14 protein-coding genes are annotated in these 14,622 nt (G+C 56.1%); all 14 read left to right on the forward strand.

Going from position 1 to position 14,622, the window contains the following annotated elements; genetic code table 11:
• Positions 1-286: 286 nt before the first annotated feature.
• The 14 genes from gspC to iagB all read left to right on the forward strand — a co-directional run bounded on the left by gspC (position 287) and on the right by iagB (position 14,525).
• A complete protein-coding gene (gene gspC, locus C2U54_RS12260) occupies positions 287-1,018 on the forward strand; it encodes a type II secretion system protein GspC (RefSeq protein WP_103181054.1) in 732 nt (243 codons plus the stop codon).
• A 13-nt stretch (positions 1,019-1,031) separates the two neighbouring features.
• On the forward strand, positions 1,032-2,942 hold the full coding sequence (gspD, locus tag C2U54_RS12265) for a type II secretion system secretin GspD (RefSeq protein ID WP_103178875.1): 1,911 nt from the start codon (positions 1,032-1,034) through the stop codon (positions 2,940-2,942).
• 11 nt (positions 2,943-2,953) lie between these two features.
• Positions 2,954-4,432, forward strand: a complete 1,479-nt coding sequence (gene gspE / locus C2U54_RS12270) for a type II secretion system ATPase GspE (protein WP_103178876.1) — start codon at positions 2,954-2,956, stop codon at positions 4,430-4,432.
• Entirely contained in the window at positions 4,432-5,640 is a 1,209-nt protein-coding gene (gene gspF / locus C2U54_RS12275; protein ID WP_103178877.1) for a type II secretion system inner membrane protein GspF, read from the forward strand. The genes gspE and gspF overlap by 1 nt, the downstream gene beginning before the upstream one ends.
• A 2-nt stretch (positions 5,641-5,642) precedes the next feature.
• On the forward strand, positions 5,643-6,086 hold the full coding sequence (gene gspG / locus C2U54_RS12280; protein ID WP_103178878.1) for a type II secretion system major pseudopilin GspG: 444 nt from the start codon (positions 5,643-5,645) through the stop codon (positions 6,084-6,086).
• Positions 6,086-6,571, forward strand: a complete 486-nt coding sequence (gene gspH, locus C2U54_RS12285) for a type II secretion system minor pseudopilin GspH (RefSeq protein WP_103178879.1) — start codon at positions 6,086-6,088, stop codon at positions 6,569-6,571. The genes gspG and gspH overlap by 1 nt, the downstream gene beginning before the upstream one ends.
• A complete protein-coding gene (gene gspI, locus C2U54_RS12290) occupies positions 6,564-6,944 on the forward strand; it encodes a type II secretion system minor pseudopilin GspI (RefSeq protein WP_103178880.1) in 381 nt (126 codons plus the stop codon). Before gspH ends, gspI begins: the two co-directional genes overlap by 8 nt.
• Positions 6,941-7,600 carry a type II secretion system minor pseudopilin GspJ gene (gene gspJ / locus C2U54_RS12295; protein ID WP_103178881.1) on the forward strand — a complete coding sequence of 220 codons (660 nt, stop codon included), beginning with the start codon at positions 6,941-6,943 and terminating at the stop codon, positions 7,598-7,600. Before gspI ends, gspJ begins: the two co-directional genes overlap by 4 nt.
• Positions 7,597-8,610 carry a type II secretion system minor pseudopilin GspK gene (gene gspK / locus C2U54_RS12300; RefSeq protein ID WP_103178882.1) on the forward strand — a complete coding sequence of 338 codons (1,014 nt, stop codon included), beginning with the start codon at positions 7,597-7,599 and terminating at the stop codon, positions 8,608-8,610. Before gspJ ends, gspK begins: the two co-directional genes overlap by 4 nt.
• A 15-nt stretch (positions 8,611-8,625) precedes the next feature.
• Positions 8,626-9,771, forward strand: coding sequence for a type II secretion system protein GspL (gene gspL / locus C2U54_RS12305; protein ID WP_103178883.1), 1,146 nt, complete (start codon positions 8,626-8,628; stop codon positions 9,769-9,771).
• Positions 9,768-10,253, forward strand: a complete 486-nt coding sequence (gene gspM / locus C2U54_RS12310; RefSeq protein ID WP_103178884.1) for a type II secretion system protein GspM — start codon at positions 9,768-9,770, stop codon at positions 10,251-10,253. The genes gspL and gspM overlap by 4 nt, the downstream gene beginning before the upstream one ends.
• Positions 10,250-11,047, forward strand: a complete 798-nt coding sequence (locus C2U54_RS12315) for a prepilin peptidase (RefSeq protein ID WP_103178885.1) — start codon at positions 10,250-10,252, stop codon at positions 11,045-11,047. The genes gspM and C2U54_RS12315 overlap by 4 nt, the downstream gene beginning before the upstream one ends.
• A 247-nt stretch (positions 11,048-11,294) precedes the next feature.
• Positions 11,295-13,985, forward strand: coding sequence for a glycosyl hydrolase family 18 protein (locus C2U54_RS12320; RefSeq protein WP_103181055.1), 2,691 nt, complete (start codon positions 11,295-11,297; stop codon positions 13,983-13,985).
• 96 nt (positions 13,986-14,081) lie between these two features.
• On the forward strand, positions 14,082-14,525 hold the full coding sequence (gene iagB, locus C2U54_RS12325) for a type III secretion system invasion protein IagB (RefSeq protein WP_103178886.1): 444 nt from the start codon (positions 14,082-14,084) through the stop codon (positions 14,523-14,525).
• The last annotated feature ends 97 nt before the right edge of the window (positions 14,526-14,622 follow it).

The following is a 14,622-nucleotide window of genomic DNA, read 5'->3' on the forward strand; positions in this document are numbered from 1 at the left end:
TTCATTGACCAAATGTCACCCGGGAAAGTAAGGGAAGCGCGGTAAAGGGTCAATTTTGCGTGAGGAGAAAAATAACCTGCGTCGACTGACTAACATCGGTTAATTATCTGGTCAATATTTTTCTGTATTATAGTTAGTGGCAAACCCGATGGAGCGGGAGGCACATCATTATTACTATTTCAGAGTTTTCAGGTGCAGCGCCAGGCTGCTAACTTCTGCATTGACTAAAAGGTCACTATTAAAAATGAAAATGCAGCTCTATTCCCGGTTTATTGCGCCATGCGTAATGTTTGTTCTGCTGATATTTAGCGGCCAGCAGGGATATGTCGTATTTAAAGCGTATAAAAAGGCGGCCAATTCCGACCCGAATAAGGCACCCGCGCTTTCCCGCATGCGACAGTCAGAGCAGGACTTTGCCCTTTTCCAGCCAGCGGTTAACCAACCCGTGGCACAGCAGGCGGCAAAAAAGAGCATTTCTGCCGAGGTGGACGGCATCATCAACAGCGACGAAGCGTGGCTCTCCTTCGCCGTTATCAAAACGCCTGTCGGGCAGAAGAGTCTGCGTGAAGGCGACCCGCTGCCCGGTTACAACGATGCCTACATTGATGAAATTAATCCCGATAACGTGGTGGTGAGTTACGAGGGCGAGCGGCAGGTGCTGGCGTTAAAACGCCCTGACTATTTCAAAGGCGACATCAATTCTTCGCCCGCACTGAAGCCTAAAGGCGATGCCGGGGCGGATAATGTCCATCTTGACGATTATCTGGTGCTGAAACCCTATATCGAAAAAGGGCAGCTCGAAGGCTATCAAATCAAGCCCAAAAATGCCTCTTCCTTTTTTAGCGCGAGCGGGCTGGAAAAGGGGGATGTGGTAGTGAAAGTGAATTCCGTCGATATGACGCGAGCGGAGCAGGCAAAAAGTATTATTGCCAGCTGGTCGAAAATGAGAGAAGCGGAAGTCGTAGTCAGACGCCACGCTCACCTTGAAAATATTCGGGTTAATGTATTAACCAATTAACAAGTGTAATGAGATGAAGAAATTTCCCTGGGCATGTCTCGCGCTGACTGCCGCCTCTTTTATTTCCAGTTCGGTGATGGCGGCGAACTTCAGCGCCAGTTTTAAGAACACCGATATTCGAGAATTTATCGATACGGTAGGGCGCAACCTTAATAAAACCATCCTGGTCGATCCCTCCGTGCAGGGCAACGTATCGGTTAAGACCTATAACGTGCTTACGGAAGAGGAATACTATCAGTTCTTCCTGAGCGTGCTGGATCTGTACGGTCTGTCGGTGATCCCGATGGATAACGGCATGGTGAAAGTGGTGCGTTCCACGGTGGCGCGTACCGCGGGCGTGCCGCTGGCGGACAGTCAGCATCCCGGCAAAGGCGATGAGATTATCACTCGCGTGGTGCGGATGGAAAATGTGCCGGTGCGTGAGCTGGCGCCGCTGCTGCGCCAGCTGAACGATGCCTCCGGCATGGGTAACGTGGTCCACTTTGAACCCTCTAACGTGCTGCTGCTGACCGGTAAAGCCTCGGTGGTGAACCGGCTGGTGGATCTGGTCCAGCGGGTCGATCGCTCCGGCATGCAGCGTCGCGAAATCGTACCGCTACGCTATGCCTCAGCCAAAGCGCTCTCCGATATGTTGAACAATCTCAACAACGAAGAGCAAAAAGGGCAGAACGCGCCGCAGCTGGCGACGAAAGTCGTTGCCGATGACGAGACCAACAGCCTGGTGATCAGCGGCTCGGAAGAGGCCCGCGCGCGCACCCGGTCGCTGGTAAGTGAGCTCGATCGGGAGCAGAACAACGAGGGCAATACCCGCGTTTTCTATCTGAAATATGCCAATGCCAGCAAAGTCGTGCCGGTGCTCACCGGCATTGGCGAACAGCTGAAAGACAAAGCGCCAGCGTCAAAAAGCAAAACGGCCTCCGCCAGCAGCGATCTGAATATCACTGCCGACGAGGCCACCAACTCACTGGTGATCACCGCCCAGCCTAACGTGATGAACTCGCTGGAAAAAGTGATCGACAAACTCGACATCCGCCGTCCGCAGGTGCTGGTAGAAGCGATCATTGCCGAAGTGCAGGACGGCAACGGCCTCGACCTTGGCGTGCAGTGGACCGGCAAACATGGCGGCGTGCAGTTTGGTGCCACCGGTCTGCCAATCAGCCAGATCAAGAACGGTACCATGAAAGGGACCAGCTTTACCGGTATGGCGACCGGCTTCTTTAACGGTGATTTTGGCGCGCTGATGACCGCCCTCTCTACTGACGGTAAAAACGACATTCTCTCAACCCCGAGTGTGGTCACCCTGGATAACAAAGAGGCGTCGTTCAACGTGGGTCAGGATGTGCCGGTCCTGTCCGGCTCGCAGACCACCAGCGGCGATAATGTCTTTAACTCGGTGGAGCGTAAGACGGTCGGTACCAAGCTGAAAATTATTCCGCAGATCAACGACGGTGACATCATCCACCTGAAGATTGAGCAGGAAGTTTCCAGCGTGGATGCCAGCGCGACGGAAGATGCCAGCCTCGGTCCAACCTTCAACACCCGTACCATCAATAACGAAGTGATGGTGCACAGTGGGCAGACGGTAGTGCTCGGCGGGTTAATGGAGAACGTCACCAAACAGAATGTCTCGAAAGTGCCGCTGCTGGGGGATCTTCCGCTGGTGGGACAGCTGTTCCGCTACACCTCCCAGGATACCTCGAAACGTAACCTGATGGTCTTTATCCATACCACCGTTCTGCGGGATGACGATAGCTACAGCGCCTCGTCGAAGGAAAAATATGACCAGATCCGCGCGCGCCAGCAGCAGCGCATGGAGGAGAAAAAGCTGGGCATTGTCTCTAACGATGACACAGCGGTGCTACCGGCCTATCCGTCTAAGGGCACTTCCGCCACTCCGGCCCCGCGCAATCCGTTTAAAGGGTAAGGGGGCGGGAGATGGATGAACTCACCAATGCCTTATGCACCAGCAGCTTTGCCAAGGATAACGGCGTCCTCTTTTATCAGGATCAGGTCTTTGTCCGCGATGACGCCCCGGCCTTTGCTCTGCTGGAGATGCGCCGGGTGCTGGCCCGTTCTTTTACGCCGGTTGTCCTGACGCCAGAGGCGTTTGACGAGATGCTGGCCAAAATCTGGCAGCAGAATAGCGGTGTCTCGCAGCAGCTGGTGGATGACATGGATGCCGATATCGATCTGATGGCGCTGACCGAGGAGATCCCGGATAACGAGGATCTGCTGGATAACGACGAAAACTCGCCGGTGATCCGCCTGATCAACGCCATTCTCGGCGAGGCGGTGAAAGACGGTGCCTCGGATATTCATATCGAAACCTTTGAGCGTACCCTGAGCATCCGCTTTCGCGTCGACGGCGTGCTGCGTCCAGTGCTGCAACCGGCGCGCAAGCTGGCGCCGCTGCTGGTGTCCCGTATCAAGGTGATGTCGAAGCTCGATATCGCCGAAAAACGGCTGCCGCAGGATGGGCGTATTTCGCTGCGTATCGGGCGTAAAGCGATCGACGTGCGTGTTTCCACCATCCCCTCGCAGTACGGCGAGCGGGTAGTGATGCGTCTGCTCGATAAAAGCAATCTCAAGCCGGACATTAACAAGCTGGGTCTGATCGACGAAGAGTTACAGCAGCTGAAGGGATTAATTGGCCGTCCGCATGGCATCATTCTGGTCACCGGCCCGACCGGTTCCGGGAAAAGTACCACCCTGTACGCCATTCTTTCGGCGCTGAACGCCCATGAACGCAACATCCTCACCGTTGAAGATCCCATCGAGTATGAGCTGGAAGGGGTGGGGCAAACCCAGGTTAACCCGCGCGTCGACATGACCTTTGCCCGCGGGCTGCGCGCCATACTGCGCCAGGACCCGGACGTGGTGATGATCGGTGAAATCCGTGACGGCGAAACCGCGCAGATTGCGGTGCAGGCGTCTCTCACTGGTCACCTGGTGATGTCCACGCTGCACACCAACAGCGCGGCAGGGGCCATCACCCGCCTGCGCGACATGGGCCTGGAGTCATTTTTAATCGGATCATCGTTGCTGGGTGTCATTGCCCAGCGTCTGGTGCGTCGGCTGTGTGTACACTGCCGGACCACCACTCCGCTGGACGCCAATGAAAAAGCGCTGTTCAGCTTTATGGAGGCGCCGCCGAAAGCGATCTACCGCGCGGTGGGCTGCGAACACTGCCGTCAGAGCGGGTATCAGGGGCGAGCCGGGATCCATGAATTCCTGGTGGTGGACAGCGCGATGCGCCGGGCCATTCACGAAGATAAAGATGAGATGTCCATCGAGACCGAACTCTTCAAACAGGCCTACAGCCTGCGTGAAAACGGCCTGCTGAAGGTGATTTCCGGCGTCACCTCCCTGGAAGAGGTCATGCGCGTCACCGCCGAGCGCGGGGGAGATGAATAATGGCGTGGTATGCGTGGACAGCCACCAGTGCGGCGGGGAAAACCCAGCGCGGCATCCTGCAGGCCGAGGGGCCGAAGCAGGTTCGCCAGACGTTGCGTGAGCAAAAGCTGATGCCGGTGAGCATTACGCCGACCCGCGAACCTGCGACAACCGGTAGCGCGCAGAAGGGGATCAAACTCTCCACCCCGGTGCTGTCGATGTTCACCCGTCAGCTGTCAACTCTGGTGAACGCCGCGCTGCCGCTGGAGAGCGCCCTGAAGGCGATTGCAAAGCAGTCGGAAGATAAAAAGCTGGCGGCGATGGTGACCGGGATCCGCGACAAAGTGGTGGAAGGGCACACGCTGTTTGACGCCTTCAGCCAGTTTCCGCGCACCTTCGACAAACTCTACTGCACCCTGGTGATGGCCGGGGAAAAAACCGGCCATCTCGGGGACGTGCTGGAAAAACTGGCGGAGTACAACGAGCAGCGCCAGAAGATGAAAAGCAAGCTCACCCAGGCGATGGTTTACCCCATCACCCTGACGGTGGTGGCGGTGGCGGTGATCTGCATCCTGCTGGTGGCGGTGGTGCCGCAGGTGATTGAGCAGTTTACCCATATGAAACAGCAACTGCCGATCACCACCCGCACGCTGATCGCGGTGAGTGATTTCCTGCAGGCGTATGGCCTCTATATCGGCGGCGGGCTGGTCACGGCATTTATCGGCTTTAAAAGCTGGCTTAAAAACGCCCGGAACCGCTTTGTCTGGCACCGCTGGCTGGTTAACGCCTCGCCAATCAAAAAACTGGTCTGCGCCATCAACAGCGCGCGCTATATCCGCACCCTCAGTATTTTGCAGGCCAGCAGCGTGCCGCTGCTTGAGGGGATGTATATCGCCATGGACGGGATTGAAAATCTGCACGCCCGCCAGGTGCTGGAACAGGCGGCGGACACCGTGCGCCAGGGAGCCTCGTTATATGCCGCCCTGGAGCAGGCGAGATTATTCCCGCCCACCATGCTGTACATGATTGCCTCCGGCGAAGAGAGCGGCGAGCTGGGTAACCTGATGGATCGCGCGGCCGAAAACCAGGAATCAGCATTACAGCATCGCATCACTTTAACGCTGTCGGTATTTGAACCGGCGCTGGTGGTCTCTATGGCGACCATTGTTCTGTTTATTGTGATGTCAATATTACAACCGCTTCTGCAACTTAATAATATGGTAGGTTAATTATGGCGATGAAACGAAAAAACCTGGCGGGCCAGGCGGGCTTTACTTTGCTCGAATTAATGGTGGTCATTGTTATTCTCGGCGTACTGGCCAGTATGGTGGTGCCGAATTTAATGGGAAATAAAGAGAAAGCGGATATCCAGAAAGCCACCAGCGATATTGTGGCGCTGGAAGGCTCGCTGGATATGTATAAGCTGGATAACCACCGTTATCCCACCACTGAACAGGGCCTGCAGGCGCTGGTCACCAAACCTGAAATCGCGCCAATCCCGAACGGCTACCGCGCCGACGGCTATATTCGCCGCCTGCCGCAGGATCCGTGGGGCAGTGATTACATTCTGGTCAGCCCGGGCGAACATGGCGCCGTTGACGTATTCTCCGCCGGTCCGGACGGCGAAGCCAATACCGCAGACGATATTACCAACTGGTCGCTCGATAAAAAATAATGAACAGGCAACGCGGCTTTACGCTGCTGGAAATTATTCTCGCGCTGGTGATATTCGCCAGCTGCGCCATGATGGTGGTCTCAACAATACCGTCGCGCAACGGCGCGGATATATTTGGTCAGCAATTAAAAGCCGTTGTTGAATATGGTTCCGACCGGGCGGTGATGGACGGAAATATTGTGGGCCTGGTGGTGACGCCGGATAAATATCAGCTGATGACGTTCAATGAAAAAAAGGGTGAACGCCGCTGGGTGCCGTTAGCGCAACGCCGTATCACTACCGGGGGCGACTTCCCTGAAGGGATGCACGTCTCGCTCACCCCGCAGCGTCTGGCCGCCACGCCTGACGCCGAGCCGCAGATCGTCTTTTTGCCGGACGGCGAGATGAGCCGTTTCACCCTGACATTACAGAGTGACGATAAACAACACCATTTCCGCGTGGTGTCGCAGGGCGCGGCACCGGTTACGGTAGAGAACGATGGCTAAACGAAATGCCTCGCAGCGCGGGATGACGCTGCTGGAGGTGATGGTCGCCCTGGTGATCTTCTCCACCGCCGCGCTGGCGTTAATGAACTCTGTCTCCCTGAACGTGCGCTTTACCCACGGTCTGGCGGATACCCTCCAGGCCAGCTGGGTCGCTGAGAATCTGCTCGCCGAAGCGCAGCTGACCAAGAGCGACTTCCCGGATGCAGGGCAGAAGGGGACGGAACTGATGGGCGGGCGCAACTGGAACTGGCGGATGCAGCGGGTGAAGGTTGCCGATAAGCGCTGGGCGGATGAGATCCTGGTCTATGCCGAAGGGGATGAGAGCCAGCCGGTGGTAGCGATGCGGGTACTGCCTCCGGGAGAGAAAAAATGAAGAAACGGCAAAGCCAACGCGGCTTTACGCTGCTGGAGATCATGATTGCGCTGACCATCTTTGCGGTGATCAGCACCCTCGCCTGGCAGATCCTCGACGGCGCGATGCGTACCAGCAATGCCACCGATCGCAACGCGTCCAGGCTCAATCAGATCCAGCGCGCCTGGAGCCTGCTGGAGCGTGATTTTTTTCAGCAGCAGGCCCGGGCACCGCGCAATGAACCCGACGTTTTTCGCCAGGATGATAACGCCATCGAACTGACCACCCTCAACGGGGTGAGCGGGCATGTTCAGCTGGAGCGGGTGCGCTGGCGGTTTGAGGATCACCGGCTGTGGCGCGATGTCTGGCCGACCATCGACAGCCCGGCAGGCGTAAAACCCGAAGTGGTGCCGATTGTCTCTGAGGTGAAATCCGCCCAGTGGCGATTTTTCAGCGGTTCATGGCAGAAGCCCTGGCGAGAGAGCGGGCATCAGCCAGACGGGGTCGAGTTGACCCTGACCATGGAGAGCGGCGACACCTGGCGCTGGGTCTTTACCACCCCAGGCGACATGCCGCAGCCGCAGATCGCCGTGAAAACGGCTGAAAAGCCCGAAGAGGCGAAGCCTGCGTCCGCTCCTGAACAAGCGCCAGCAACGGTACCGGAAAGTCAGCCATGAACAAAATGAATCAAAGCCAGCAGCGGGGCGTTGCGCTGCTGGTGGTGCTAATCCTGCTGGTGATGATGTCGGCCCTGGCGGCCAGAATCAGCCAACAGTTCAGCCGTAATTTACAGAAAACCCACTACCAGGTGAGCCAGCAGCAGCTGCGCTGGGCGATACAGCGCCAGGAGCAGGCGGTGAAGCAGCTGTTGCAGACCGCCGCCAGCGGCGAGAATCCGCTGGAGCCGGACGGTGAGTGGCATCAACCCCTTGAGACACAGGGGGAGTTTTACACGGTGGTGAGCCAGGTTGAGGACGCGCAGGACTGCTTTAACGTCAATAATCTGCTGACCGTGGAGCAGGCGGCAAAGGATCAGGCCACGTCAGCCATACCGGAGAAGTCCCGTAAGCAGCAGACGGTTGAACAACTGCTGGCCGACGCGGGTCTGGATCAGATCACCGCTGAGCAGGTCTATCAACAGCTGGTGGATTACCTGGACGGCGACAGCACCACGGCGAAAGGGGCCGCGGAGAGTGATGCCTGGGCAGGTGTGCAGCCCGCGCGGCTTCCGGCCAACCAGATGATGCGCAACATCAGCGAAATCAGGCTGCTGCCCGCGTTTCCGGCATCGGCCTATGCCAAAGTCAGCGCGCTACTGTGCGCCCTGCCGGATGCCAGCAGCAAGATCAACGTCAATACCCTCAAGCCTGAACAGGCAAAACTGCTGGCGGCGCTGTTTGCGGGAAAACTGAGGGAGGATGACGCCGCCCGGCTGCTCGCGTCGCGCCCGGAAGCGGGATGGGAAAACGTGGAGGCCTTCAGCAAGGCGCTGGAGCAAAACTTCCCCCAGCTGAAAGACGAGTTAACTCAGGTGGCTGAACAGGTAGCCGTCAACAGTCGCTACTTCCGGGTGAACTACACCGGCAACACCGATGATTTAACGCTGCGCGTGGTCAGTCAGCTTCAGGTTAACAGTGAAGCGGGCGAGATCGTAACCTGGCAGCGCCGTTACCGAATGATTGAATAATAAAAGCCGATACCGATGAAAAAGATACTTTTTGTACGTCCCGACAGCCGCGAGGACGGGACCATTGCATGGTGCGAATCCGGGAGCCAGCAGGTCAATACGCTCCACGGCATGGCGGCCCTGTCGACGCTTGCGGACCATCCGCTGGCGTCGCGCGTCTGTCTGCTGTTACCCGCCGGTGAGACGATCTTCCGCCACTTCTCCCTGCCAAAGAAAGGGCTCAGCGCCCAGGCGACGCCATTCTCGTGGATGGCCGAGGAGACGCTGATCGGTGACGTCGATGACCTGCACTGGACGGTGTTGAGCAAAAAAGGAGAGGAAGTGGATGCTGTCGCCATTGAGGGTCGGCGCTTGCGCAACTGGCTCACCCGCTTTGAGCAGGCCGGGCTGAAGGTCGTTCAGGCCCTGCCTGACGCCTGGCTGCTGCCGGTCGTGGAAGGCGGAAGCACGCTGGTTGCGCTGGATGAGAGCTACTGGCTGCGCTTTTCACCGGCCAGCGCCTGTGAAGCCGACGCCTCGCTGCTGCCGCTGCTGATGGCGAAATCTCAGCCGGGGATGGTGCGCTGCTATGGCGAGGCGCCTGCCGGAATTGCGGTGGATGAATCCTTACCCTGGCAGCACCCGTTAGTGCTGATCCAGCCGCAGTGGCAGAACTGCCGGGCCAATGTGCTGCACGGTGAGTTTCATCCCCGCGGCGCCCAGGGCGGTGCCTCCAAAGGCATGAAAGGGGCAATGGTTGCCCTGGCGCTGCTCAGCGTCGGATTGCTGCTGGGGCCGAGACTGGCGATGGCCCTGCTGCTGGTGCACCAGGAAAACCAGCTGCAACAGGAGATCGCCACGGTCTATCAGTATCATTTCCCCAGCCTTCGCCAGCAAAGCAATATTAAGTATCACTTTGGTCAGAACCTGAAGAAGGTTAACAAAGGCGTCTTTCTGCAAATGGCAGATCTGAACAAAGCGAAGCAGGCGGTTCCGGGTATAGAAATTAACCTGCTGGATTATGACGGTGCGCAAAACCGCTGGACGCTCAGCGCCAGCAGCCAGAACAGCGCATCGCTGCAGGCGTTCATTCAGCAGAGCAGTGCGGATTTCAACTTTTCGCTGCAGCCGGTTTCAACGGCCGCGCCCTTTACCGCCATGATCACGGGGAAACACAAATGAAAGAGCGTGTCGCACAGCTTAAAGCGCGGTATCAGAATTACTCTGCCCGTGAAAAGGTGCTGATGAAATTCTGTGCCGCGGCGCTGGGCTGCGCCGTCGTCTATTACGGCGGCATGGTTCCGCTGGATAATATGATTAAAAATAGCCAGTCAACGCTGAAGCGCCAGAGAGATACCCTTAACTGGATGCGTAGCGAAATCGATAAAAACCATCTCCAGGTGCAGCAATTAACAACCGACAATCCGCGTAGCATGGTGGAAAACAGCGCAAAGCAAATAAAGCTGCCGCTAAATGATGTGCGTCAGGAGGGGCAGACGTTATCGTTTATTGTGCCCCGGATGGAGATCAATGAGCTGAAGAACTGGTTGCGCGAAATTAACGCCACCTCAGGGATCAAACTGGAGAAAATAAAGCTGACTCCTGTCGACCACCAGCGTGACGTCAGGGCAGAGATCCAGCTTAGCTGGAAAAAAACGGCATGACGGCTTTCGTCCTGTTCAGAGAGAGCAGCCCGGGCCTGTTCAGCCTGATGAGCGCCGTTTTTGGCGCAATTATCGGCAGCTTTCTCGGCGTGGTAGCAGAGCGGATCCCGCCGATGCTGCTTGAAGATGAGGCCGGGATTAACTTACTCGTTCCGGGCTCGCACTGCCCGGCATGCCAGCATGATTTAGCCTGGTGGCAAAATATCCCACTGGTAAGCTGGTTGGCGCTACGCGGGCGCTGCCACTACTGCGGCAGCGCTATCCCGTTGCGTTTATGGTTACTTGAAGCCTTTACCTTCCTCTTTTTTGGCACCACCGCCTGGTCTATGCCAGACCTTGCCGGGCTCTTTTCCCTCTGGCTGTTGAGCGCCTTTTTGCTGCCGCTCGCCCTCATCGATGGGCGGCATCTGCTGCTGCCGGACTGCCTGACACAACCGCTGCTGTGGGCCGGGCTGCTGGTCCACCTTATCAGCCCGACGCTGCCCCTGCGCGATGCCATTATCGGCGCCGTGGCGGGCTACCTCTCTCTCTGGCTTGTCTACTGGACGTTTCGCCTGATAACCGGTCGCGAAGGTCTGGGTTACGGTGATTTCAAGCTGCTGGCCGCGCTGGGCGCCTGGTGCGGCTGGCAGGCGCTGCCTGATGTACTGTTACTGGCGTCGTTAACCGGCATTGCCGGACATCTCCTCTTTATTAAAGCGGATCAAAAAGCCGCGCACATTCCTTTTGGCCCGGCACTGGCGGCCGGAGGCGTTATTACCTTTATTTTGCAAAATTATTCACTCATCCCCTAATTAAATCTGTCAATTATATTTTGAGATTTTTTCGACAAGGGAAAGAGGTGAGTAATCATTTTTTTGCTAATACTATCTTCGTTATAAACCGCATGTGACGTTAATTTTATAATTAAGATTAACTGAAAATATTAAAAACATTTTAATTCATTATGTATTTAATTTTTTTTAAATCCATGTTGGTTTTATTTCATGTTTAAGGAAGACATGTTTTTTAAAGTTCACGTAGAGTTATTAGGATATGAAAATGAATTTCTTTAAGCCTAAATACCTGGCGCTTTTTGTTGCAGCGGCAACCAGCCCTGTATTTGCAGCCGTTCCAGGTGTGCCATCATTGACCAGCGGCAACGACAAGTTTGCTATTGTTGAAGTTGACCAGGCCGCGCAGGACTATAACTCTCTGGTAAAAGTTCACGATGGCGCAGACGTTAAAGTTGAGTGGAATGTCTGGAGTGGTGATGCTCCAACCTCGGCAAAAGTGCTGCTGGATGGTAAGGAAGTCTGGTCTGGCGCGAGCGGCGCGACAGGCTCCGCCACCTTTAAGGTGAAAAAAGGGGGCCGTTACCAGGAGCAGGTTCAGGTATGTAATGACAGCGGCTGTAGCACCAGCGCCAGCAAACTGATCATTGTGGCGGATACCGACGGTAGCCACCTGCTGCCATTAAACACCACGCTTCATGAGAACAACAAAGCGTTCGCCAAACATACCGATAAAGTGGTTGCGGCCTATTTCCCTGAGTGGGGCGTATACGACCGTAACTTCACCGTGGATAAAATCCCGGTTGCCAACCTGAACCACATTCTTTACGGCTTCATTCCAATTTGCGGTGGCGATGGCATTAACGATAGCGCTAAATCTTCCGGCGCGCTGGAATCCCTGAAACGCGCCTGTGCTGGCCGTCAGGACTACACCGTCGCCATTCATGACCCGTGGGCTGCGCTGCAAAAACCACAGCAAGGTGTGACCGGCTGGGACGAACCGTACAAAGGTAACTACGGCCAGCTGATGGCGATGAAAAAAGCCAATCCAAACCTGAAGATCCTGCCTTCTGTGGGCGGCTGGACCCTGTCCGATCCCTTCTTCCAGATGGACAACAAAGTGCTGCGCGACCGTTTCGTCGGCTCAGTTAAAGAGTTCCTGAAAACCTGGAAAGTGTTTGATGGCGTGGATATCGACTGGGAATTCCCGGGCGGCGGCGGCGAGAATGCCAAACTGGGCAACCCGCAGACCGACAAAGCCACCTATACCGCACTGATGCACGATCTGCGCGCCATGCTGAACGAGCTGTCTGCTGAGACTGGCCGTACTTACGAGCTGACCACCGCTATCGGCGCCGGTAGAGATAAGATTGAAGATGTCGATTACACCACTGCACAGCAGTACATCGACCATATCTTCCTGATGAGCTACGACTACTACGGCGCATGGAGTAACACCGAACTGGGTCACCAGGCGGCGCTGTACGGTGCTTCCTGGAAACCAGATACCAACTACACCACCGATAACGCCGTGAAAGCGATGCTGGACCAGAAAGTACAGCCGGGCAAAATCGTAGTGGGTGCGGCAATGTACGGTCGCGGCTGGACCGGCGTACACGGCTACACCGGCGACAATCCATTCACCGGCACCGCGACTGGCGCAATTCCGGGTACCTGGGAAGCGGGTATCATTGACTACCGCGTGATTGCCAATCAGATGAAAGGCAAGCCAGGCTGGGAGTACAAATATGACAGCGCGGCAGAAGCGCCTTACCTGTTCAACAAAGCCACCGGCGAGCTGGTGAGCTATGACGACGCCCGTTCGGTTGCGGCGAAAGGCAAGTACGTACTGGACAAAAACCTCGGCGGTCTGTTCGCATGGTCTATTGAATCCGATAACGGCGATATCCTGAACGCCATGAACGAAAGCCTGTTGGGCAACGGTTCCTCTTCTGACGAGCCAGCGAACACCAACCACGCGCCTGTGGCGACCGCTGCTGACCAGACCGTGACCGGTCCGGTGACCGTCACGCTGGATGGTTCTGCTTCTTCCGACCAGGATGGCGATGCGCTGACCTACAAGTGGACGCAGATTTCCGGAACCGCGGTGAATATCGCGAACAGCACCTCCGCGAAAGCCACCTTTAGCGTTCCGGCTGTGACCAGCGACCATACCCTGGCCTTCCGTCTGACCGTGACCGATACGAAAGGGCTCTCCAGCACCGTGAACGTCCAGGTCGTCAACAAAGCGCCTAAAGCGAACCAGGCTCCGGTGGTTAACCCAATGCAGGCCGTCACCCTGGAAGCGGGTCAGACGCAGTCCCTGCATGTCCAGGCATCCGATCCAGATGGCGATGCGCTGACCTATAGCTGGAGCGTACCGGCAGAGATGAATGCTACCGGTATCAATACCTCAAGCGTGCGCATCACTGCGCCGGAGGTGACCTCCGAGTCCAGCTACTCCCTGAGCGTAGTGGTCGGCGATGGCAAAGAGAGCGTGCACTCAACCGTGCAGGTTAACGTCACGCCAAAAGCGTCTGAGCCAGCCGATGATGTCACGCCGCCTGCGGATGACGTCACGCCACCAGCTGATGAAGATACTCCTCCGTCCGACGAAGGAGCAACCGGTAGCTGTGATAAGCCTGTCGATGCCAACGCCAGCAAATATGCTGCGTGGAGCAGCAGCAAGGTCTACAACACTGGCGATACCGTTAGCTTCGACCATCTGGTCTGGAAAGCTAAGTACTGGACTCAGGGCAACCAGCCTGGCTTTGGCGAGGGAGCATGGGAACTGGTCAGCAAAGTGAAGTTCAGCTGGCAACCCGAAATGGTTTATAACGGCGGCGACACGACCACTTATGAAGGTTTCGTTTACCGTGCGAAGTGGTGGACCCGTGGTGATAACCCAGCCAACAGCGATGTATGGGTGAAAGAAGGCGCAGCAGCAGACTGCAAATAATCGTCCTTCTCTGAGATGGCGGGCGCGATCTTTGCCCGCCATCAATGACCGCGCTTCACCGCGCGGTCAGTCCATCAGCGTCGGCCAGGTGAAGAGATGAAACGCGTTATTTTTCTGTTGTTGTTAATCAGTCAGGGGGCATTAGCCAACTGCTGGAATTCTGCCGGGAAATATTACCATGTCGATCCCTGGTTATTATTTGCCATTGCGGACGTGGAGTCCGGCCTCAATCCGAACGCGGTCGGTTATAACCACGACGGCTCCCGGGATGTCGGTCTGATGCAAATAAATAGTACGCATTTTGCTGAGCTGGAAAAAAAGGGCATTGATGAATACCGGTTAATAACGGAGCCCTGCACCTCTATTATGGTTGGCGCTTCTATTCTCTCCGGCATGATTAACGTTTACGGCTATAACTGGGAGGCGGTCGGCGCCTATAACGCGGAACTGAAACCGGAGAATTATCCCCAGCGCAGGATTTACGCCAGAAAAGTCTGGGCGAAATATCAAAGAATAAAACGGATGTCGCAGTACCGATAGTCAGTTTTTTTTGAAGAATATCTTACGAGTGTTCTTCAGAAAGAAAAGGTTGCTGTCCCGGATTTATTTATTAAAGGGTTAATACATAAATCGAGTT

Source organism: Leclercia sp. LSNIH1 (assembly GCF_002902985.1).
In the GTDB taxonomy this organism is placed as follows: domain Bacteria; phylum Pseudomonadota; class Gammaproteobacteria; order Enterobacterales; family Enterobacteriaceae; genus Enterobacter.

Excerpts from the sequence above, each read along its gene's own strand:
- gspC (WP_103181054.1), top strand. The coding sequence starts at position 287 with ATGTTTGTTCTGCTGATATTTAGCGGCCAGCAGGGATATGTCGTATTT.
- gspD (WP_103178875.1), top strand. The coding sequence starts at position 1,032 with ATGAAGAAATTTCCCTGGGCATGTCTCGCGCTGACTGCCGCCTCTTTT.
- gspE (WP_103178876.1), top strand. The coding sequence starts at position 2,954 with ATGGATGAACTCACCAATGCCTTATGCACCAGCAGCTTTGCCAAGGAT.
- gspF (WP_103178877.1), top strand. The coding sequence starts at position 4,432 with ATGGCGTGGTATGCGTGGACAGCCACCAGTGCGGCGGGGAAAACCCAG.
- gspG (WP_103178878.1), top strand. The coding sequence starts at position 5,643 with ATGGCGATGAAACGAAAAAACCTGGCGGGCCAGGCGGGCTTTACTTTG.
- gspH (WP_103178879.1), top strand. The coding sequence starts at position 6,086 with ATGAACAGGCAACGCGGCTTTACGCTGCTGGAAATTATTCTCGCGCTG.
- gspI (WP_103178880.1), top strand. The coding sequence starts at position 6,564 with ATGGCTAAACGAAATGCCTCGCAGCGCGGGATGACGCTGCTGGAGGTG.
- gspJ (WP_103178881.1), top strand. The coding sequence starts at position 6,941 with ATGAAGAAACGGCAAAGCCAACGCGGCTTTACGCTGCTGGAGATCATG.
- gspK (WP_103178882.1), top strand. The coding sequence starts at position 7,597 with ATGAACAAAATGAATCAAAGCCAGCAGCGGGGCGTTGCGCTGCTGGTG.
- gspL (WP_103178883.1), top strand. The coding sequence starts at position 8,626 with ATGAAAAAGATACTTTTTGTACGTCCCGACAGCCGCGAGGACGGGACC.
- gspM (WP_103178884.1), top strand. The coding sequence starts at position 9,768 with ATGAAAGAGCGTGTCGCACAGCTTAAAGCGCGGTATCAGAATTACTCT.
- C2U54_RS12315 (WP_103178885.1), top strand. The coding sequence starts at position 10,250 with ATGACGGCTTTCGTCCTGTTCAGAGAGAGCAGCCCGGGCCTGTTCAGC.
- C2U54_RS12320 (WP_103181055.1), top strand. The coding sequence starts at position 11,295 with ATGAATTTCTTTAAGCCTAAATACCTGGCGCTTTTTGTTGCAGCGGCA.
- iagB (WP_103178886.1), top strand. The coding sequence starts at position 14,082 with ATGAAACGCGTTATTTTTCTGTTGTTGTTAATCAGTCAGGGGGCATTA.